Annotated in this window: 17 protein-coding genes and 1 rRNA gene (1 of these 18 cut by a window edge); 8 read left to right on the top strand and 10 right to left on the bottom strand. The window is 65.5% G+C overall.

The genetic code is table 11. The features are described 5' to 3' along the window. Positions 1-215, bottom strand: a 16S ribosomal RNA gene (locus ABT375_RS13295) (it extends 1,272 nt beyond the left edge of the window). Between the two features lie 481 nt (positions 216-696). Between ABT375_RS13295 and ABT375_RS13290 the strand changes: the two genes are divergently transcribed. Further along, positions 697-2,184, top strand: a complete 1,488-nt coding sequence (locus ABT375_RS13290; RefSeq protein WP_416462907.1) for a lipopolysaccharide biosynthesis protein — start codon at positions 697-699, stop codon at positions 2,182-2,184. A 19-nt stretch (positions 2,185-2,203) separates the two neighbouring features. Here ABT375_RS13290 and ABT375_RS13285 read toward each other — a convergent pair whose 3' ends face one another. Then, positions 2,204-2,629, bottom strand: a complete 426-nt coding sequence (locus tag ABT375_RS13285) for a CBS domain-containing protein (protein ID WP_224546694.1) — start codon at positions 2,627-2,629, stop codon at positions 2,204-2,206. A gap of 73 nt (positions 2,630-2,702) precedes the next feature. Here ABT375_RS13285 and ABT375_RS13280 point away from each other — a divergent pair, with 73 nt between their 5' ends. Together ABT375_RS13280 and ABT375_RS13275 are read left to right on the top strand one after the other, a co-directional pair. Next, entirely contained in the window at positions 2,703-3,002 is a 300-nt protein-coding gene (locus tag ABT375_RS13280; RefSeq protein WP_416462906.1) for a hypothetical protein, read from the top strand. Beyond that, entirely contained in the window at positions 2,992-3,387 is a 396-nt protein-coding gene (locus ABT375_RS13275) for an acyl-CoA thioesterase (RefSeq protein WP_224546691.1), read from the top strand. Before ABT375_RS13280 ends, ABT375_RS13275 begins: the two co-directional genes overlap by 11 nt. A gap of 17 nt (positions 3,388-3,404) precedes the next feature. Here ABT375_RS13275 and ABT375_RS13270 read toward each other — a convergent pair whose 3' ends face one another. The 6 genes from ABT375_RS13270 to hisS all read right to left on the bottom strand — a co-directional run bounded on the left by ABT375_RS13270 (position 3,405) and on the right by hisS (position 11,091). Further along, positions 3,405-4,967 carry a DUF4139 domain-containing protein gene (locus tag ABT375_RS13270; RefSeq protein WP_416462905.1) on the bottom strand — a complete coding sequence of 521 codons (1,563 nt, stop codon included), beginning with the start codon at positions 4,965-4,967 and terminating at the stop codon, positions 3,405-3,407. Between the two features lie 13 nt (positions 4,968-4,980). After that, positions 4,981-6,396, bottom strand: coding sequence for a DUF4139 domain-containing protein (locus ABT375_RS13265; RefSeq protein ID WP_416462904.1), 1,416 nt, complete (start codon positions 6,394-6,396; stop codon positions 4,981-4,983). Positions 6,397-6,656: 260 nt separating this feature from the next. Continuing rightward, positions 6,657-7,580 (bottom strand): DUF4167 domain-containing protein, encoded by a 924-nt coding sequence (locus tag ABT375_RS13260; RefSeq protein ID WP_416462903.1) that lies wholly within the window; start codon positions 7,578-7,580, stop codon positions 6,657-6,659. Between the two features lie 310 nt (positions 7,581-7,890). After that, positions 7,891-8,721, bottom strand: a complete 831-nt coding sequence (gene prmC, locus ABT375_RS13255) for a peptide chain release factor N(5)-glutamine methyltransferase (RefSeq protein ID WP_416464901.1) — start codon at positions 8,719-8,721, stop codon at positions 7,891-7,893. A 13-nt stretch (positions 8,722-8,734) separates the two neighbouring features. Further along, positions 8,735-9,829, bottom strand: a complete 1,095-nt coding sequence (gene prfA, locus ABT375_RS13250; RefSeq protein ID WP_416462901.1) for a peptide chain release factor 1 — start codon at positions 9,827-9,829, stop codon at positions 8,735-8,737. After that, positions 9,829-11,091, bottom strand: a complete 1,263-nt coding sequence (hisS, locus tag ABT375_RS13245; RefSeq protein ID WP_416462900.1) for a histidine--tRNA ligase — start codon at positions 11,089-11,091, stop codon at positions 9,829-9,831. The genes prfA and hisS overlap by 1 nt, the downstream gene beginning before the upstream one ends. 142 nt (positions 11,092-11,233) lie before the next feature. Between hisS and ABT375_RS13240 the strand changes: the two genes are divergently transcribed. Together ABT375_RS13240 and ppa are read left to right on the top strand one after the other, a co-directional pair. After that, entirely contained in the window at positions 11,234-13,153 is a 1,920-nt protein-coding gene (locus ABT375_RS13240) for a M61 family metallopeptidase (protein WP_224546684.1), read from the top strand. A 37-nt stretch (positions 13,154-13,190) separates the two neighbouring features. Next, positions 13,191-13,733, top strand: a complete 543-nt coding sequence (gene ppa, locus ABT375_RS13235; RefSeq protein ID WP_224546682.1) for an inorganic diphosphatase — start codon at positions 13,191-13,193, stop codon at positions 13,731-13,733. Between the two features lie 122 nt (positions 13,734-13,855). On the opposite strand, the gene ABT375_RS13230 is transcribed toward ppa, so the two are convergent. Then, entirely contained in the window at positions 13,856-15,319 is a 1,464-nt protein-coding gene (locus ABT375_RS13230; RefSeq protein ID WP_224546680.1) for a PLP-dependent aminotransferase family protein, read from the bottom strand. 90 nt (positions 15,320-15,409) lie between these two features. Between ABT375_RS13230 and ABT375_RS13225 the strand changes: the two genes are divergently transcribed. Further along, positions 15,410-16,021 (top strand): YczE/YyaS/YitT family protein, encoded by a 612-nt coding sequence (locus ABT375_RS13225; protein ID WP_261935790.1) that lies wholly within the window; start codon positions 15,410-15,412, stop codon positions 16,019-16,021. 118 nt (positions 16,022-16,139) lie between these two features. Beyond that, positions 16,140-16,646 carry a DUF1993 domain-containing protein gene (locus tag ABT375_RS13220; RefSeq protein WP_416462897.1) on the top strand — a complete coding sequence of 169 codons (507 nt, stop codon included), beginning with the start codon at positions 16,140-16,142 and terminating at the stop codon, positions 16,644-16,646. Here the strand turns inward: ABT375_RS13220 and ABT375_RS13215 are convergent. Then, on the bottom strand, positions 16,643-17,137 hold the full coding sequence (locus ABT375_RS13215; RefSeq protein ID WP_416462895.1) for a hypothetical protein: 495 nt from the start codon (positions 17,135-17,137) through the stop codon (positions 16,643-16,645). The two genes, ABT375_RS13220 and ABT375_RS13215, sit on opposite strands and share 4 nt — an antisense overlap. Before the next feature lie 86 nt (positions 17,138-17,223). Here ABT375_RS13215 and gyrB point away from each other — a divergent pair, with 86 nt between their 5' ends. After that, positions 17,224-19,740, top strand: a complete 2,517-nt coding sequence (gyrB, locus tag ABT375_RS13210) for a DNA topoisomerase (ATP-hydrolyzing) subunit B (protein ID WP_224546673.1) — start codon at positions 17,224-17,226, stop codon at positions 19,738-19,740. The last annotated feature ends 19 nt before the right edge of the window (positions 19,741-19,759 follow it).

Raw genomic sequence — 19,759 nt, 5'->3', positions numbered from 1 at the left:
CTAATCCTACGCGGGCTCATCCCTGGGCGATAAATCTTTGGACTTTCGTCATCATCCGGTATTAGCGTCAGTTTCCCGACGTTATTCCGAACCCAAGGGTAGATTCCCACGCGTTACGCACCCGTGCGCCACTAGATCCGAAGATCTCGTTCGACTTGCATGTATTAGGCATGCCGCCAGCGTTCGTTCTGAGCCAGGATCAAACTCTCAAGTTTGATGTCCGATACATACCAGCCGGAATAAGGCCGATATATACCGCTCATTTCCAGGAGCCATTCCTGCACAATATAGTCTTGTGGAATATATTGAGACATATGAACGATCTGCCGGGCAAGCCCGACAAACCCCAATAAGGAACGGCCTAATTTAACCGATCGCATGACGCCTGAAAGCCGCCACAGACCGGAGCCGCCGCCCACATGTCCCTTCATCTCAATCACAATGTCAAAGAACCCTGCCAAACATCAGAGCGGACAACCATGCCACCCCGATCCTTGCGTTTCGGAGGACTGTCGTCCGTCTATGTTGGCGACCGTGCCGAGCGCTTCCTGATGGCAGCGCCCCGTCCGGTGAACAGCCCTCTAAGCGCGTCGCCCTGACCCGTCAAATGCTTTTTGCAATTTTATTTCAGAAATTTTTGGGGGTTGGGCGCTACAGCCGATGCATGATCGATCGGATTTCAGGAAAGACGGGCGCATGACATTGCAGGATGCCGACGCGAATGACGCGGGTTTCGGCGCACGGATACGCAGCGCCATCTTCTGGCGATCGGGCAGTCAGATCCTCTCGCAGATGATGAGCTGGGTGGTGACGCTCGCGGTCATCCGCCTGCTCGATCCAGCCGATTACGGCCTGTTCGCCATGACCCAGGTGATCCTGAACTTCGCGACCTTCCTCAACGGCTATGGGCTGGTGAGCGCTTTGGTGCAGTCCGACACGGTCGAGACACACCGGCTGCGGCAAGCCTTCACCATCATGCTGTTGCTGAACGGCGCGCTGGCGCTGCTGCAACTGGCGATCGCGCCGCTGGCGGCCGACTATTATGACCAGCCGATGGTCGCCGACCTGCTGCGGGTGCAGGCTTTGCTCTATCTTTCCACCCCCTTCCTCTCCGTGCCCGAAGCGATCATGGGACGCGCGCTCGATTTCAAGCGGCCCGCCCTCGTCAACCTGATCGCCGCGATCGCTTCGGCCGCGGTGGCGCTGATCGGCGCCCTGTCGGGATGGGGCGTATGGACATTGGTGTTCGCGCCGATTGCGGGTTTCTGGATCAAGGCGGCAGGCTATGTCATCGCGACCGGGTTCAGGCCGATACCCAGCTTCGATTTCCGCGGCACCGGCGCGATGGTCGCCTATGGCGCATCGCTGCTGGGCGGGCAGCTCTTCTGGATCGTCCAGAGCCAGGCCGATATCTTCATCGGCGGCCGGATGCTGGAACCGCACCAACTGGGCCTCTACGCCGAAGCCCTGTTCCTGACCCAGATTTTCGTCAGCAAATTCGTGCCGCCGCTCAACGACGTCGCCTTCCCCGCCTATGCGCGGATGCAGAAGGACGTGTCGCGGGTGGCCTGGTCCTTCTGCAAGGCGGTGAAGCTGCTGCTGCTGCTGACCTGTCCCATCTATCTGGGCATGGCGGTGACGGCCGAGCCGCTGGTCGAGACATTGTTCGGGCAGAAATGGCTGGAAATGGCGCCCTTCGTCGCGATCCTGGCGCTGGCGATGCCGTTCATGACGCTGCAGGTGATGTTCGCGCCGGTCAGCAATGCGCTGGGCCGCCCCGGCACGACCGCGCGAGTCGCCGCGGTCGGCGCGGTGCTGATGCCGGTCGCCTTCCTGATCGGCATCCAGTCCGGTGCGATCGGCCTGGCCTGGGCCTGGCTGATCGCCTTCCCGATTCTGACCGCAGTTACTGCCCGGCTGGCGGGCGGCCCGATGGGGTTGCAATTCGCCGACCTGATCCGCGCCGCCGCGCCGGGGCTGGGCTGTTCGATCCTGATGGCGGGGGTGGTGATGGCGATCGACCGGCTGCTGCCGCCGCTGGCAGCGCCGTTGCGGCTGTGCGTGCTGGTGCCGGCGGGAGGGCTGGCCTTCCTCGCCGCGCTGATGCTGTGCGCGCGCGGCACGTTGATGGAACTGGTCGCGCTGGTGGTGCGGCGCGCGCCGCCGGTCCAGGCCCCGGCCTGAACCGACGGCTGGGGCCGGATCAGGCGGTCTGGATATAGTCGCGCAGCGCCGCGGCTTCCGATTCGATGGTATCGATCCGGAATTTGACCAGATCGCCGATCGAGATCATGCCCACCAGCGCGCCGTCGACCACGACCGGCAGATGGCGGATACGCCGCTTCGTCATCAGCGACAGGCCGTGAATTACCGGCGTTTGATGGTCGATGGTGATGGCGGGCGCGGTCATGACTTCGCCGACATCATGGTCGAGTGCGGCTGCGCCTTCGGTGGCGACCCGATAGACCACATCGCGTTCGGAAAAAATGCCGACGACCTGCCCATCCTCAACCACCGGCACGCAACCGATCCGCCGTTCCGCCAGCAATTGCACGACGGAGAGCACGCTGTCGGTGGGCCGTACGCTGACAACGTCGCCCTTGCCCTGCAAAATCGTTGCGATGCTCATGACCACTCTCCTTTTCCGAGACATTTCCCGATAGGCGCTTGATGATCCCACTTTCGCGGCCCAATGAAAAGAGATGACGCGCAAGCAAGCCCTGGATGATCCACAGATCGCCGCAACCGCCTGGGCGCGGTTTCGCCGCATCATGGCGTGGATGGCGCTGGGCGGCGCGGTCTGTGTCGGACTGGCGCTGTTGTTCCTCCATTGGTGGGCCGGCCAGTTGCCGATTCACATGGTGATCGCCACCATATTGGGCGTATGGCTGACCTTCATGCTGGGGACCGGCCTGATGGCGCTGACATTCCTGTCGAGCGGCACCGGGCATGACGAACAGGTGATGGACAGGCTGAAGGACGAGGTGCCGCTTGACGACTGACACGGCGAAAACCGGAAAGCGGGGTGAGGTGGTGCTGCGGCTGGTGCCGCATCTGACCGACATCAACGCCAACGGCCACATCTTCGGCGGCTGGGTGCTGAGCCAGATGGATATCGCCGGCGGCATCGTCGCGGCGCGAATCGCGCGCGGCGCGGTGGCCACGGTGGCGATCGAGAGCATGACCTTCATCACGCCGATCCTGCTGGGCGATGTCGTGTCGGTCTATGCGGTCGAGGAACGGCGCGGCCGCACGTCGGTCGCGATCCGGATTGACGTGGTGGCGATCCGCGGCGTCGGCATGGACGAAGTGCTGCTGACCAGCGGCGTCTATACGTTCGTGGCGCTGGACGCCAATCACCGGCCGCGGCCCCTCCCCGACTTTTGACGTCCGACGCCTGACGGTCAGCGCGCCAGCCGCTCCGCATAGGACCAGGTCACCGTGTCGTTGGCCGGGATCGTGACCCGCCAGATCCATCCGTTGCCACGCCGCTCCATGTCGGCGGGGGCCGACATGATGTCGTGCGGGATGGTGACTTCCGCCGTCACCGCGAAGGGCCGGGCGTTGCTCAGCGTGATCGCCCAGTTGCGGGACTTGCGAGACTGTCCCGTCGCCCGCGCGGCGATGCGGACGTCGGCGCTGGCCGCGATGTCATAATCGACCCGTTCGCCTTCCGCCTTGTCGCCGATATCGGCTTCGCCCGCGAGCAGGCGCAGGCCGCCGACATCCTCGAAGATCGCGACCCGGCCCGACGGCATGGGCAGGCCGAGGCCGTCATCCTTGCGATTCTGCAATCGCAGCCGCAGCATCATCGGCCGCGAGTCGCTCGCGCCGTCGCCATAGCCGATGGTGGCGGCATAGAGCCGCTCGACCTTGACGCCCGATTGGCGCAGCAGCGCGACCTGCTTCTGGGCATTGGCGGCGACATCGACGGTCACCGGCACGCGATAGAGTTTGAGGTCGCCGACATCTTCGGGCGGCGGCGGTGGCGGTGGCGGAGGAGGGGGCGGCGCCGCGGGCGCTGCCATGGCGACGCGTTCGGTGCGGCGCATCGAGGTGACGACGATGTCCTGCGCGCCCTCCATCATCATCGCGGCTTCGGGCGCCTGCACCGGGAACAGATCCCAGCGCGGATGGGTGCTGGTGACGTCCATCGGCCAGCAGGTCAGGCGCAGCGGACCGCCGGTCGGGCGCGGTTGCACCCCGCGCGCCTGCTTGTTGGGCTGGCCCGCGATGACGCTCAACTGCGCGTCGGGAAAGCCGGTGACCCCGCCATTGGCGACCGTCAGCCAGGCCATGAGGTCGAGCATGCTGCCATCGTCGCCCATGTCCGCGACATAGTTGGCGGCCCAGTCGAACCCTTCGGCCAGATAGGTGAGTTGCAGCGTCGCGCGGGTCGGCCGGTCGCTTGTGGCGATCACCGACAGGGTCGGGCGGGGCGACAGATCGGCGGGTCTTTGCGGATAGAGCATCCGCTCTGGCAGGCCGCTGCACCCCAGCGCCTCATAGCCCTGCGCCGTCTTGAGAATCACGCCCCCGGTCGGCCCGGCGCTGATGATCGCGTCCTGCTCGGTCACCTTGCCGGTCTTGCGGTCGGTGCGGCGCAGGGTGACGCTGCGCTTGAGATAGGCGTCGACGAGGCCGGCGGGGGACAGCAGCCGGGCGTCCCGGTTCTTTTCCCGCACGCCGCGCGGCATGCCGGAGAGGATCGCGGTTTCGGGCATCAGTCCTTCGGCCACCCCTTCGAACCGCACGACCGAGTCGCCCTGGGGCAGATCGACGGTGCGGCTTTCGGTGACGAGCGCATAGCCGCCCGGCCAGTCGCGGTCGATCGGCCCCTTGGCCCGGAAGGGCGCGCGGTAGACGGTGACGGAGACGGAATCGGCGCGGGGCGAAACGATCGTTTCCGCCTGCGCCGGGATGGCCAGCGCCCAGAGCGCCAACAACAGGACAAGAATGCGCGGCACGGGCGCTCTCCCGTCAGTAGCGCGAATCGAAGGTGACGCTGAGGTCGATCGTGCCGTTGGCCGGCACCGGCACGCTCCATTCCATCCGGTCGGCAGAGACGCGCTTGCCTTCCAGACTTTGCGCCGTCACGCGCGTGTCGCCCCATAATCCCTGCTGCGCCAGATCGATCGTCACGGATTCGGAACGGGCGTTAGTGAGCGTGTAGCGCATCCTGGTTTCCCAGCGCGCGCTGCCCTTGCGCGTGCGCTGTTCGACGGTGGGGCGCACCTTCACGTCGAACGCCTCGCCGGTGCGGAGCGCCATGGAAGACCCCATGGGCGTATGGTCGATGCTGTTTTCGCCGATGAATTGCGGGTTGCCGCGCGCGTCGCGCATATAGACGCGGATCGTGCCGGCAGGCAGTTGATCGCCCAGGCCGCCTTCCTTCGAGGTGGAGAATTTCAGCACGCTCGATGCGCTCATCGGTTCGGCGGAGCTGCCGAGCCAGCCATTGACATATTCATAGGTGGCGCGAGCCGGAGCGCCCTTCACGTCGAGGAAACTGACCTGTTTCTGCTGCGCATTGGCGATCGTGGTGCGGGCGGCGAGCGGATAGAGATAATAGTTGCCCAGCCGTTCGCGTGGACCGCTTTCGGTCCCGGCCTGATCGATCGCGCCGCTGCCTGTTTGCCACCAGTTGGTGCGCCCGCCGCCATTGGCCGGGTTGCCCGCGACCAATATCGTCTTCGCGTCGGTGAAGGTCGTGCCCGTATTGTTGGTGAGCGTGACCCATCCCTGCATGTCCATGGCCCCCTTGGCCGCGTCGAACAGCGCGACATAGTCGGCCGTCCAGCCCAGATTGGGGGTGAGGTAGGAGAGGCGCGCGGGCACCGTGCCGCCGCGATCCGCCTGCACCGTGACCGATAGGGTGGGACGGGCGCGCAGATTGGGGGGCACCCGGTCGAAGATGACGCGGACCGGCAGGCCATCGTCGCGCAGCACCTCGATCCGGCTGTCAATCTGGAGGACAATGCCCCCATTGGCGGCGAGAATCTTGGCGCGTTCGCGCGTTTCCGCGCCGGTGGCCGGGTTGGTGCGCAGCAGCGTCACTTCCTGCCCCACCGCCTTGTCCATCAACTTGTCGGGGGAAAGGAGGTCATAATCGAAATTCTGTTCGACGATGGCGAGGCCGGGGCCGGACAGGTTCACCGTTTCCGGGCGGATGCGGGCCGACACGTCGGGAAATTCGATGCGGTTGCGGCCTGCCGTCACCGGCAATTGCCGATCGTCCTGCACCAGCGACTGGCCATTATTGTAGATGGTGACGGCGACATCGCCCTGCGCGGTGGCGCCGGTAGGATCGGCCGCGCTTTGCGCCATCGCCGAAGGGGACAGGGCCGACAGGGGCAGGGCAGTGAGCATCAGGGGCAGCAGGTGCGCGGCTCTCATCGGCCTCTCTCCAGATATGTGCCAGATATATAGAGCGATTTCTAATCAGATGAAATCATCTGATGACTCGGAAATCGCGTAAAACCAATAATCTAGAGCGGTTGATCCGATACAATCGGATCAACCGCTCTAGCGCCTTGTGCCGGATCGCGCCGGGGTTGCAAAGCCGGCTTGTCGGTAGCGGCGAGAAAAGACAGCGCCATGAAAAAGGGGACGGCGCGTTGCGGCGCCGTCCCCTGATTTTTTTCACTATCGAGCGCTTATTCGGCGGCTTCGGTCGCCGGGCGGGCGCGACGGGTACGCTTCTTGGGCGCTTCCTCGGCCACTTCGGCGTCATTGTCGGCGCGGGCGATCGAGGGCGGCAGCACCGCCAGGTCCAGCCCTTCGCTCGCTTCCGCTTCAGCCACGACCTTGCGCGGGCGACCGCGACGGGGGCGCGGGGCCTCGGCTTCGGGCGCGGCCGCTTCGGGTGCGGTCTGGACGACCGGCTGCTGGCGCGGGGCTTCCGTGGCGGGATTGCCCGCCGGGCCTTCTACGCCCATTTCCTGCTGCACCGGGGCATCGCCGTCGGCATTGAAGCGATCGCGGCGGGGACGGTCGCGACGGACATTGCCGGCGCGCGCCTCGCGGGGTTCCCGATAGTCGCGATTGTCGCGCGGCTCGCGGGCTTCGCGATCGTCTTGACGCTCAGACCGGCGATCCTGCTGGTCACGCGGGGCCTGCTGGTCGCGCTGACCCTGTTCACGCTGGCCCTGGTCCCGCCCATTTTGTTCACGAGGGGCCTGCTCCCGCGGGGTACGATCATAGGCGTGCTGCTGGTCGCTGCGGAAATCGTCGACGCCATCGTAGCCGCCGTCGAAATCGTCGCCATCCTGGTCGAAATTCTCGTCGCGGGTGCGCTGCCGGGGGTTCTGTTCCTCCTGGCGGGCGCGGTTGTCGGCGAGCACGCGGAAATAATGATCGGCGAACTGGAGATAATATTCGGCATTCACCCGGTCGCCCGCCATCTGGGCGTCGCGGGCCATATTCTTGTATTTCTCAAGAAGCTGGGTCGCATTGCCGCGGGCGCGGTTGTCGATGCGATTACCGTTGTCGCCACCGCCCCGATTATTGCCGTTGGGACGTCCGTTGTTATTATTGTTCCGGCCGCGATTGCGGCGGCCGGCCTGCCGGTTGTTGATCAAGACATGATCCTTGCGTTCGCTATGATATCATTCACTGAAAACACTGTTCAGTCGCCATCCCCAAGCACGGCCTGTCCTTCAGGCCGGATACGGCTCCGCCACGGCATGATCCTTCCCGGATCATTACCCCGACTGCCAGCGGCGCTGCGCAGCATGCGCCGTCATGACTTTAAGGAGCGGGAAAACGGCCTTTTCTATCAACGATCTAAGCGACCATGTCACAAGATAGAGCCGTCCCTGACGCTGATGTAGTGGCTTTCGCGCGATAAACCAAGCAATTTTCGCTTGCCCGATGGTAAATCGACCATTTCTAACCTGGGTTTGTCACGATCAGGCAGCGGTCGTGCCCGGCCAGGTCGCGCCGCAGGGCGACGGCCAGCCCCCTTTCCTTCAACAGCGCGGTGACGCTGACCGCCTGGTCATGGCCGATCTCGATCGCGGCCATGCCGCCCGGCGCGATCAGCCGCGGCAAATCGGGCGCGATGCGGCGATAATCGTCCAGGCCATCGGCGCCCGCGAACAACGCGCTGGCCGGTTCGCGCAGCACGTCGCCGGACAGCGGCAGGTCGGCGACGATATAGGGCGGGTTGATGAGCAGCAGGTCGAACGGGCTTTCCACATCCTGCGCCCAGTCGCCCAAGCGGAAAACGGCGCGGTCGGCCATGCCCAGTCGCATCGCATTGCCCTGCGCCACCGCGAGCGCGGGTGGGGAAGCGTCTATGCCGAGCCCGTGCGCGCCGGGCCATTGCGCCAGCGCCGCCAGCAGGAGGGCGCCGGAGCCGGTGCCCAGGTCGAGGATCGTGGCGGGCGCTTGGGTTGCGAAATGATCGACCGCCGCCTCGATCAGCGTTTCGCTGTCGGGTCGAGGGATCAGCGTGTCGGGCGTGACGGACAGGCTGATCGTCCAGAAATCGCGGGTGCCGGTGATATGGGCGATCGGTTCGCCCGACAGGCGTCGGTCCAGCAGCGCGGGGAAGGTATCGGGGGTGCCGAGGTCGCGCTGGCGCAGCAGCATGTCACCCCGCGACAGGCCCAGCGCATGGGCCATCAGCAGTTCGGCGTCGAGCCGGGCCGTGTCGCTGGCGACGGCGAGTTGGACAGTGGCTGCACGGAGCGCGTCTGCCACGCCCTCGATCGTCATGCGGGCAAAGGGATCAAGACACCCCGTCCAGTTGCGCCAGCCTTGCCGCTTCATCTTCCGCGACCAGCGCGTCGATGACGTCGGCAAGGCCCGGGCCTTCGAGAATCTCGGGCAGACGGTGCAGGGTCAGGTTGATGCGGTGGTCGGTGACGCGGCCCTGCGGGAAATTATAGGTGCGGATGCGTTCGGAGCGGTCGCCCGATCCCACCATCGCCTTGCGCGCGCCGGCCTGTTCGCTCTGGGTGCGCTCGCGCTCGGCTTCGTAGAGGCGGGCGCGCAGCACCTGCATCGCCTTTGCCTTATTCTTGTGCTGCGAGCGTTCGTCCTGCTGGATGACGACGGTGCCGGTGGGCAGATGGGTGATGCGCACGGCAGAATCGGTGGTGTTGACGTGCTGACCGCCCGCGCCCGATGCGCGGTAGATGTCGATCTTGAGGTCGCCGTCGGCGATCTGGACGTCGACTTCTTCCGGCTCGGGCAGGATGGCGACGGTCGCCGCGCTGGTGTGGATGCGCCCGCCGCTTTCGGTCGCAGGGACGCGCTGGACGCGGTGGACGCCGCTTTCGAACTTCAGCTTGGCGAAGACGCCGACGCCATTGATGCTGGCCACCACTTCCTTGAAGCCGCCGACTTCGGACGCATTGGCCGACATCAGTTCCATCTTCCAGCCCTGGGTATCGGCATAGCGCTGATACATGCGGAACAGGTCGCCCGCGAAGAGCGCCGCTTCGTCGCCGCCGGTGCCGGCGCGGATTTCCAGCATGGCGGGGCGGGCGTCGGCGGCGTCGCGGGGGAGCAATTGCAGCGCCAGCGCGCGTTCGGCTTGCGGAAGCTGGCTTTTGAGGATCTGCATTTCCTCCTGCGCCATTTCGCGCATGAGGGGGTCGGCGTCGGGATCGCCGCCGCCGCCCGCCATGACATCGAGCGCGGCCAGTTCCTGCCGCAGGCGGCGCACCTCATGCGCGGCGCGGGCGACCGGTTCGATCTCCGCATATTCCTTCGACAGTTTCACGAACGCTTCGGGCGCGAGGTCGGCGCGCGTCATCGACGCCTGCACCTCGTCCCGGCGCGCCTCGATCTGCGCGATGCGTTCGGCGGAGATGTGCATCAGAGCGCCGTCACCGTCCCGATCAGGGCGTCCAGCGCGACGGCCTGCTGCTGGCCCGTGCCTAGATTCCGCACCGACGCTTCGCCGCGGGCCAGTTCATCGTCGCCCAATATGATCGCCCATGACGCACCAGACGCATTAGCGCGCTGCATCCGCTTCTTCATATTGCCGCGATAGCCCATGTCGCAGGCGACGCCAGCGCGACGCAGATCGGCGACGATGCCGATCGCCTTCGTTTCGGCCGCTTCGCCCATAGGAATCAGCACCACGCTGGGCTTCTCGATGTCCGGCATATCCACCAGCATCGCCAGCCGCTCGATCCCGGCCGCCCAGCCGACCGCCGGGGTCGCGGGACCGCCCAGATTCTCGATAAGGCCATCATAACGCCCGCCGCCCAGCACCGTGCCCTGCGCGCCCAGACGATCGGTGATGAATTCAAACGCGGTGTGGCGATAATAATCGAGGCCGCGCACCAGCCGGGCATTGCGTTCCCATGCCACGCCCGCCGCATCGAGGCCGCTCGTCACCTTCTCGAAGAAGCTGCGCGCTTCGTCGGTCAGATAGGCGTCGATGTCCGGCGCACTGTCGGCGACCGGGCGGTCGCGCGGGTCTTTGCTGTCGAGGATGCGCAGCGGGTTCTTCGCCAGCCGCTCGACGCTGTCTTCCGACAACTGGTCGCGATGCGCCTCGAAATGGGCGATCAGCGCCGCGCGCCAGGCATCGCGGCTCGGCCCGTCGCCCAGCGTGTTGAGGGTGAGCGTCACGCCGTCTGCGACGCCCAGTTCCTTGAGCAACTGGTCGGCCAGCACCAGCAGTTCCACGTCGGCGCCCGGTTCGCCCGCGCCGATGATTTCGGCGTCGAGCTGGTGGAACTGGCGGAAGCGGCCCTTTTGCGGGCGTTCGTAGCGGAAGAGCGGGCCGTGGGTCGCCACTTTGAGCGGCGCATATTGCTGCCAGCCTTCGGTGATGTAGGCGCGGCTGATCCCGGCGGTGAATTCGGGGCGCAGGGTGATGCTGTCGCCGCCGCGATCCGTAAACGTGTACATCTCCTTCGAGACGACGTCGGTGCTTTCACCCAGCGACCGGGCGAAGACGGCGGTGGATTCGAACACCGGCACTTCGACCCGCTGGAAGCCATAAAGCTTGCGCACCCGGTCGAAGGTCGCGACCACATGGGCGAAGCGTTCCGCAAACGCCTCCGTGGTGCCGCCCAGCATGTCCTGCGTTCCGCGCACCGGGCGCGGCGTTTCTATCTTCGCCATGGGGCCGGGCCTTTAACGGCAAATCACCCCCAAGGAAACGCGCTTTTTACCGGCCGCCATCAGGGGGTGGACGACGCGCCGCGCCCTCGCCATGCTAGGGGCAATCGGGCCGTTCGGCCCATCTGCATTTTCGGAGACCTCCATGATCCGCAGCATTGCTGCCGCCCTTTGCCTTTCGACGGCCATCGCCAGCCCGCTCTTCGCCCAGGACGCGATCCGGTCCAAGCCGACCGCCCTGCCCGTCGACAGCGCCGCACCTGCACCAAAGGACATCCCCTATCCGGGCGGCACCATCAAGCTGGAGGTCGATGCGACCGACACGGTCCAGCGCATCTTCCGCGTCAAGGAGACGATCCCCGTCGCCGCCGCCGGGCCGATGACGCTGATGATGCCGGCCTGGCTGCCGGGCAATCACGCCCCGCGCGGGCAGATCGAGAAGCTGACGGGCCTGACCTTTACCGCCAATGGCCAGACGCTGGCATGGAAGCGCGATCCGTTGAACGTCTATGCCTTCAATCTCGACGTGCCGCAGGGTGTGACCGAAGTCGTGGCGCAGTTCCAGTTCCTGTCCGCCACCCAGCCCGCCCAGGGCCGCGTCGTCGTGACGCCCAAGATGCTGAACATCCAGTGGGAGAGCGTGTCGCTCTATCCCGCCGGCTATTATACGCGCCAGATCCCGATCCAGCCGACCGTGACCTATCCCGCCGGCTGGCAGGCCGCGACCGCGCTGCGCGGGACGAAGAGCGGCAATGTCGTCGCCTATGAGACGATCGACTATGAAGCGTTGCAGGATTCGCCGGTGTTCGCAGGCACGCATTTCAAGGCGGTGGACTTGGGGCAAAACGTCACGCTGAACCTGGTCGCCGACGATGCCGACGAACTGGATTACAAGCCCGAGCAGATCGCCAAGCACAAGAAGCTGGTAGCGGAGGCAGGCGCCTTGTTCGGCGCCTATCATTTCAACCATTATGACTTCCTGCTCGCCATCACCGACGAGATGGGCGGGATCGGCCTGGAGCATCATCGCTCGTCCGAGAACCAGGTCGAACCGGGCTATTTCAAGAGCTGGGACAAGGGCGAGGCGCTGCTGGACCGCAACCTCTTGCCGCATGAATTCACCCATAGCTGGGACGGCAAGTTCCGCCGCCCGGACCTGCTGTGGACGCCAGACTTCAACGTGCCGATGCAGGATAATCTTCTGTGGGTCTATGAAGGGCAGACGCAATTCTGGGGCTATGTGCTGGGCGCGCGGTCGGGGATGTTCAGCAAGCAGGAGACGCTGGACGCCTATGCCCAGATCGCGGCCAAGCTGGACACGGCGGTCGGCCGCCAGTGGCGCCCGATGGAGGACACTACCCATGATCCCATCATCTCCGCCCGCCGGCCCAAGGGCTGGGCAAGCTGGCAGCGGTCCGAGGACTATTATAATGAAGGGCTGATGATCTGGCTGGAGGCCGACGCGATCATCGCCAAGGCGACCCGCGGCAGGAAGGGGCTGGACGATTTCGCCAAGGCCTTCTTCGGCATCAATCCGGGCGACTGGGGTCAGGTCGTCTATAATCGCGGCGACGTCATCAAGACGCTGAACGCTATCGCGCCCTATGACTGGGCGGGCTTCTTCCAGAAATATGTGGATGCACCCACCAGGGAAACGCCCAAGGGCGGCTTCATCCTGGGCGGCTACTCCCTCGTCTATGGCGACGAACCGGGCGCCATCACCAAGGCGGCCGAGGGCGCCAACAAGATGGTCGACCAGAGTTTCGGCATCGGCGCGATCGTCAAGAATGACGGCGAAGTCAGTGGCGTCATCTGGGACAGCGCGGCGTTCAAGGCGGGCCTTGTGACCGGCGCGAAGATCGTTGCGGTCAATGGCGACGAATATTCGGGCGACGCATGGAAAGCGGCGATCAAGGCCAAGACGCCGATCCAGATCATCCTAAAGCAGGATAAATACTATCGTGTTTTGACACTCGATTATTCGGGCGGGCTGCGCTATCCGCGCCTCGAAAAGACAGGAGAGGGTGAAGGCAGTCTCGATAAGCTGCTCAAAGCCAGAACGTGACTCACCCGCAACGCAACATGAAGCAGAAGGCGTTTCCATGAACATCGAACTGATCCCGGTCGGCGACGATCCGCCCAACAGCCTGAACGTCATCATCGAAGTGCCGGTCGGCGGCGAACCGGTGAAATATGAATTCGACAAGGCCAGCGGCGCGCTGTTCGTGGATCGCATCCTGCACACGCCGATGCGCTATCCGGCCAATTACGGCTTCGTGCCGCACACGCTGTCGCCCGACGGCGATCCGCTGGACGCGCTGGTCATCGCCCGCTCGCCCTTCGTCCCCGGCTCCGTCGTGCGCGCGCGCCCGATCGCGGTGCTGAACCTGGAAGACGAAGCCGGCGGCGACGAAAAGCTGGTCTGCGTCCCCGACAACAAGACCTTCCCCTATTATGCCGACATCAGCGAAAAGGACGACCTGCCCGGCATCGTGATGGAGCAGATCGAGCATTTCTTCACCCACTATAAGGATCTGGAAAAGACCAAGTGGGTCCGCATCGGCACCTGGGGCGGGGCGGAGGACGCCAAGCAGATCACCCTGGAAGCGATCGCGCGCTATCAGGCAGCGAAGAAGGCGGACTGAGGTCTGTTCTTCGAATGACATAAAAGGCCGCGCGGAGTGATCCGCGCGGCCTTTCTGTTATACATATATATGCCGTGTTCCCGCTTTCGCGGGAACACGCAGCATTCAATGCAAGCGCCCGCTCAAATCAGCCGGTCCGCGTCCAGCGCCATGGCCAGCGAATCGCGGCCCTTGGGCAGACGCGCATGGAGCCGGGCGTCGGCCTCGACCAGCCGCTCGACGCCGATGTCGAGTTGCTCTTCGGGCAGGGTGAAGGGCAGGCGCAGGAAGCGTTCGAACGCCCCGCTGACGCCGAAGCGCGGGCCGGCGGCGATGCGGACGCCCAGACTTTCGGCCAATGCCGCCAGCGCGGTCGCCTCCGCACGGGGCAGTTCGGCCCAGAGCGACAGGCCGCCCGCGGGCGATTCCACCCGCCAATGGGGCAGGCGACGCGCGATGAGGCCCAGCAGATGGTCGCGCCGCCCGCGCAGCAGGCCGGCCCGTTCGCCCAGGCCCACATCGGCGTCGATCAGTTGCGCGACCGCGATCTGTTCGACCACCGGGCTGGCCATGTCCATCGTGGTGCGCAGACGGCCGAGCGCCGCGACCGTCTGAACATCGGCGCGAATCCAGCCCACCCTGAGCCCGCCCCAGAAAATCTTGCTCGCCGACCCCAGGGTGATAACCTGCCGCCCCGACGGATCGTGCATCGCGACCGGCGGCGGCGGCGCGAAGTCCAGCCCCATCGCCACCATCGTTTCGTCGACGATCAGCGGCGTGTGGGTACGCATCGCCGCCGCGACCAGCGCGCGGCGGGTGGCGGGGTCCATGCTGCGGCCGGTGGGATTGTGGAAATCGGCGATGACATAGGCGAAGCGGGGGCTGGTCTGGCGGAAGGCGGCCTCCATCGCGTCGACGTCCCAGCCCTGCATGGGCAGGCCGACCGGCACCGGCACGACATGGGCGCGTTGCAGCGCCTGGATCGCGTTATGATAGGTCGGATGGTCAATCACGACGCGGTCGCCCGGCCCGGCCAGCCATTTGAGCAGCAGCGAAAAGCCCTGTTGCGCACCGTTGGTGACCATGATCTGGTCCGGGGAGGTGGGGCAGCCGCGCCGCTCATAATGGGCCGCGATCGCGCGGCGCAGCACCATGATGCCCAGCGGATCATAGCCCAGGTCGCCCAGATAGGCCGGCAGCGCCTCCACCGCATGGGCATAGGCGCGCGCGACGCCGGGCGCGGCGGGCAGGGCGGCATGGGTCCAGTTGAGCAGGTTGCCGCCGGTCGTCGCGTCGATCTCCCCCGGCGTCGTTTCGGCCCGGCCCGGCGGGATGCGGGTGACGCTGCCCGACCCCTGCCGGCTTTCCAGATAGCCTTCGTCGCGCAGCCGGTCGAAGGCCGCGGCGACGGTGGTGCGCGAGAGGCCCAGCGCCGCGGCCAGTTCGCGTTCGCCCGGCAGGCGGACATTAAGGCCGACCCGGCCGTCCAGCACCAGCATCCGCAGCGCCTGCGCCAACTGGCGATAGGCCGGTTCGGCGCTGTCCTGCGCGCGCCAGGCGCCGAGCAGGCGGAGCAGGGACGGGGGGCGGAGAAGCGAAGTGGACATGGGGCGCATTCCAATCTGGCCATGGATCAAGGCCATTTACCCGCAATTGGCTGTTTTGGAAAAGGCCAGTTGCGCGAAATAAGCCTCCCCATGACGCACAACCGCTACGCCCTCCGTTTTTGGCAACTCTTCTGGGGCCTTGGCCTCTACGGCTTTTCCATGGCGCTGATGCTGCGCGCCAATCTGGGGCTGGATCCGTGGGACGTGCTGCATCAGGGGCTGGCGCCCCGGATGGGCCTGAGCTTCGGCATGACCGTCAACCTGATCGGCGCGCTCGTGCTGCTGCTGTGGTGGCCACTGAAGCAGCGACCGGGGGTCGGCACGATCGCTAACATCCTGGTGATCGGGACCGCGGTGGACCTGTCGCTGATGCTGCTGCCGACACCCGAAGGCCTGTGGGTGCGCACGGCGTGGCTGGGCGCGGGGATCATCCTCAACGGCATTGCCGGGGGCGCCTATATCGGCGCGGGGATGGGGCCGGGGCCGCGCGACGGATTGATGACGGGCCTGTGCCGCCGCACCGGCTGGCCGGTCAAATGGGTGCGCACCGCGATCGAGATCGGCGTGCTGGCGATCGGCTGGCTGCTGGGCGGCACGGTGGGCGTGGGCACCATCCTCTATGCCGCGACGATCGGCTGGATCGTCCACCATGCGTTGCCCTTTTTCCGCATCGCCGCGCCGGAGCGTCCGGCGCGCGCGTGACGGTGGCGCCGCTTCGGGTCGATGCGTTTGAACTCCACGGCATTGATACCGGCAGCGGCCGCCATATCTATGCGATCAGGGCCGATACCGGCATCCAATGAGAAGAGGGACGCGCGCCATGGCGACCGCATTATATGACCTGACCGTGCCGCTGTTCGTCCGCGGGCTGACCGCGCTGTCGGGACTGCTCGACAAGGGCGCCGCCTTTGCCGCCGAAAGGGGCATCGACCCGGCGACTTTGACCGGCGCGCAACTGATCGCGGACATGAAGCCGCTGACCGCGCAGGTGCAGTTCGCCTGCGACACCGCCAAGGGCACGGTCACGCGGCTGGGCGAGCTGGAGCCGGTGGCGATGGCGGATACCGAGCAGACATTCGCGGAATTGCAGGCGCGCATCGCCAGAACGATCGCTCTGCTGGAAGCGGTGCCGCGCGAGAAGATCGACGGGCGGGAGGACGCCGCCGTGGTGCTCAAGGTGCCGGGTGGCGAGATTCCCTTCACCGGGCGCAGCCATGTGCTGACCTTTGCCCTGCCCAATTTCTATTTCCACCTGACGACGGCCTATGCGCTGCTGCGCCAGGCGGGCGTGCCGGTCGGCAAGATCGATTTTCTGGGCGGGATTTAACCCGCGATCAGCCGCACATAGGCGCTGGCGACCCAGCCGCTGGCGCAGGGGCCGGCATAGGGCTGCTTGCGTTCCACGGGAGACACCACGCCGCAGTCGGCCGCCGGCGGCGCTTGGCCAGCCGCCGGTGCGGGCAGGACGACGACGCCCAGCCATTTCTGGTCGAGGCTGCGGGTGCAGACGTAGGCCCGCTGGCCCTCCGCCAGTCGGCCCAGTTCCTTCGCGTCGCCGAAGGGCGCGGCATGGAGGCCCAGGCCGTTGGGGCCGGCACGGCTGACCTGTCCCAGCGTGCCGCAGGCGTCGAGCCGCGGTCCGTCCTCGCCGATCGTCACCGGCCGCGCGACCGGCGCATCCATGCGGGTTTCGGGCACGTCCGCGCGCGGCGCGCCGGCGAGCGAGCTGTTGGGCAATTCCTCATAGACGTCGTTGCTTTTCGAGCAGGCGCCAATCGGCAGCAGCAAGGGCAAAAGGAGGAGAGGGGCGACGCGCATGAACGCCGTGATAGACCGCGCCCGACCCAAGCGGAAGCCGCCATGTTTCGCTTTAGTTTTGGGGCCGCTTTCCCTATATGCTCGGCATGAGCGAAGAACCCGTCAATACCCCCAACAGCAATGAATATGGCGCCGACAGCATCAAGGTGCTCAAAGGCCTGGACGCGGTGCGCAAGCGCCCCGGCATGTATATCGGCGACACCGACGATGGATCGGGCCTGCATCACATGGTGTTCGAGGTTTCGGACAATGCGATCGACGAAGCGCTGGCGGGGCATTGCGACCGCATCACCATCACGCTGAATCCCGACGGATCGGTGAGCGTCGAGGATAATGGGCGCGGCATTCCGACCGGCATCCACACGGAAGAGGGCGTGTCGGCGGCCGAGGTCATCATGACCCAACTGCACGCGGGCGGGAAGTTCGAGAATACCAGCGACGACAATGCCTATAAGGTGTCGGGCGGCCTGCATGGCGTGGGCGTGTCGGTGGTCAACGCGCTGTCCGAATGGCTGGACCTCAATATCTGGCGGGACGGCAAGGAACATTATATGCGCTTCGCCTTTGGCGATGCGACCGCGCCGCTGGCGGTGATCGGCGATGCGCCCGCCAAAGAAGACGGGACGCTCAAGAAGGGCACGCGCGTCACCTTCCTGGCCAGTATGGAGAAGGCGCCGGGCGACGGCGCGACGTTCAAGAACCATACCGAATATGATTTCGAGAAGCTGGAGCATCGCTATCGCGAACTGGCTTTCCTCAACAGCGGCGTGCGCCTGTTCCTGGTCGATGCGCGCCATGAAGAGACGAAGGAGATCGAGCTATATTATGAGGGCGGCATCGCGGCCTTCGTCAAATATCTCGACCGCAACAAATCGGCGATGATGCCGGAGCCGATCGCGATTTCGGGCACCCGCGACGACGTGACGATCGACGTCGCGCTGGAGTGGAACGACTCTTATTATGAAAACGTCCTCTGCTTCACCAACAACATCCCGCAGCGCGACGGCGGCACCCATCTGGCGGCGTTCCGCGCGGCGCTGACCCGCACGCTCAACAATTATGCGGAAAAGTCGGGCGCGCTGAAGAAGGAGAAGGTGTCGCTGACCGGCGAGGATATGCGCGAGGGCCTGACCGCGATCGTATCGGTGAAGCTGCCCGATCCCAAATTCAGCTCGCAGACCAAGGACAAGCTGGTCAGTTCCGAAGTGCGCCAGCCGCTCGAAAGCCTGATGGCCGACAAGATGGCCGAATGGCTGGAGGAAAATCCCGCGCACGGCAAGATGATCGTGCAGAAGGTGATCGACGCCGCCGCCGCGCGCGAGGCCGCCAAGAAGGCGCGCGAGCTGACCCGGCGCAAGGGCGTGCTGGATATCGCCAGCCTGCCAGGCAAGCTGGCCGATTGCCAGGAGCGCGACCCCGCCAAGTCCGAACTCTTCCTGGTCGAAGGCGATTCGGCGGGCGGATCGGCCAAGCAGGGGCGCAACCGGCATAATCAGGCGATCCTGCCCCTGAAGGGCAAGATTTTGAACGTCGAACGTGCGCGGTTCGACAAGATGCTGTCGTCCAAGGAAGTCGGCACGCTGATCCAGGCGATGGGCACGGGCATTCGCGACGATTTCAACCTGGAAAAGCTGCGCTACCACAAGATCGTCATCATGACCGACGCGGACGTCGACGGCGCGCATATCCGCACGCTGCTGCTGACCTTCTTCTATCGGCAGATGCCGCAGATCATCGAGGGCGGGCATCTCTATATCGCCCAGCCGCCGCTCTACAAGGCGACGCGCGGCCGGTCCGAAGTCTATCTGAAGAATGAAGCCGCGCTGGAGCAATATCTGGTCGACAATGGCGTCGAATCGATGGCGCTGGAAACCGGCAAGGGACCGCGCACCGGCGAGGATCTGCGCAGCCTGATCGAACATGCCCGCCGGATGCGCGCGGTGATGCGCTATGTGCCGCGCCGCTACAATCCCGCGATCATCGAGGCGCTGAGCCTCAATGGCGCGCTCGATCCCGAGCTGGATCAGGGCACCCAGGCCGAGCGTCTGGCCGCAACCGTCGCCTGGATGGGCGCGCAGGATGCCGAGGGCCGCTGGACCGGCAGCGTCGCCGAAGAGGGCGGCTTCCACTTCCAGCGCCTGTGGCGCGGCGTCACCGACCATCATGTGATCGAGGGCGGCTTCGTCGGATCGGCCGAAGCGCGCAAGCTGCACAGCATCGCCGCCGAAGATGCCGGCAGCTATCTGACACCCAGCCGCCTGATCACGGTCAAGGCGCTGGCCGCCGAGGCGAATGACGATGACCTGCCCGCCGCACCGACCAAGGGCGCGATGGTGACGCGACCGAGCGAGCTGCTCGACGCGATCCTGACCGCGGGCCGCAAGGGACTGGCGATCCAGCGCTACAAGGGGCTGGGCGAGATGAACGCGGAACAACTGTGGGAAACCACGCTGGACCCGGACAATCGCTCGATGTTGCGCGTGGAGGTCGAGCAGGCCGACGTCGCCGACGAAATCTTCACCCGGCTGATGGGCGACGTGGTCGAGCCGCGGCGCGAATTCATCCAGGACAATGCGCTGAACGTCGCCAATCTGGACGTTTGATTTGATCGCGGCGCCAGCC

Origin of the sequence: Sphingomonas sp. VDB2, assembly GCF_047946695.1 — a bacterium.
GTDB lineage: Bacteria > Pseudomonadota > Alphaproteobacteria > Sphingomonadales > Sphingomonadaceae > Sphingobium > Sphingobium bisphenolicum.
The sequence above is the reverse complement of the archived record's forward strand: the minus strand, read 5'-3'. Positions and strand labels throughout refer to the sequence as shown.

Bases quoted from the DNA above. Each gene is read 5' to 3' on its own strand.
- ABT375_RS13240 (WP_224546684.1), top strand. From the start codon at position 11,234: ATGATCCGCAGCATTGCTGCCGCCCTTTGCCTTTCGACGGCCATCGCC.
- hisS (WP_416462900.1), bottom strand. From the start codon at position 11,091: ATGGCGAAGATAGAAACGCCGCGCCCGGTGCGCGGAACGCAGGACATG.
- ABT375_RS13220 (WP_416462897.1), top strand. From the start codon at position 16,140: ATGGCGACCGCATTATATGACCTGACCGTGCCGCTGTTCGTCCGCGGG.
- ABT375_RS13215 (WP_416462895.1), bottom strand. From the start codon at position 17,137: ATGCGCGTCGCCCCTCTCCTCCTTTTGCCCTTGCTGCTGCCGATTGGC.
- ABT375_RS13290 (WP_416462907.1), top strand. From the start codon at position 697: ATGACATTGCAGGATGCCGACGCGAATGACGCGGGTTTCGGCGCACGG.
- ppa (WP_224546682.1), top strand. From the start codon at position 13,191: ATGAACATCGAACTGATCCCGGTCGGCGACGATCCGCCCAACAGCCTG.
- gyrB (WP_224546673.1), top strand. From the start codon at position 17,224: ATGAGCGAAGAACCCGTCAATACCCCCAACAGCAATGAATATGGCGCC.
- ABT375_RS13280 (WP_416462906.1), top strand. From the start codon at position 2,703: ATGACGCGCAAGCAAGCCCTGGATGATCCACAGATCGCCGCAACCGCC.
- prfA (WP_416462901.1), bottom strand. From the start codon at position 9,829: ATGCACATCTCCGCCGAACGCATCGCGCAGATCGAGGCGCGCCGGGAC.
- ABT375_RS13230 (WP_224546680.1), bottom strand. From the start codon at position 15,319: ATGTCCACTTCGCTTCTCCGCCCCCCGTCCCTGCTCCGCCTGCTCGGC.
- ABT375_RS13225 (WP_261935790.1), top strand. From the start codon at position 15,410: ATGACGCACAACCGCTACGCCCTCCGTTTTTGGCAACTCTTCTGGGGC.
- prmC (WP_416464901.1), bottom strand. From the start codon at position 8,721: ATGACGATCGAGGGCGTGGCAGACGCGCTCCGTGCAGCCACTGTCCAA.
- ABT375_RS13265 (WP_416462904.1), bottom strand. From the start codon at position 6,396: ATGAGAGCCGCGCACCTGCTGCCCCTGATGCTCACTGCCCTGCCCCTG.
- ABT375_RS13285 (WP_224546694.1), bottom strand. From the start codon at position 2,629: ATGAGCATCGCAACGATTTTGCAGGGCAAGGGCGACGTTGTCAGCGTA.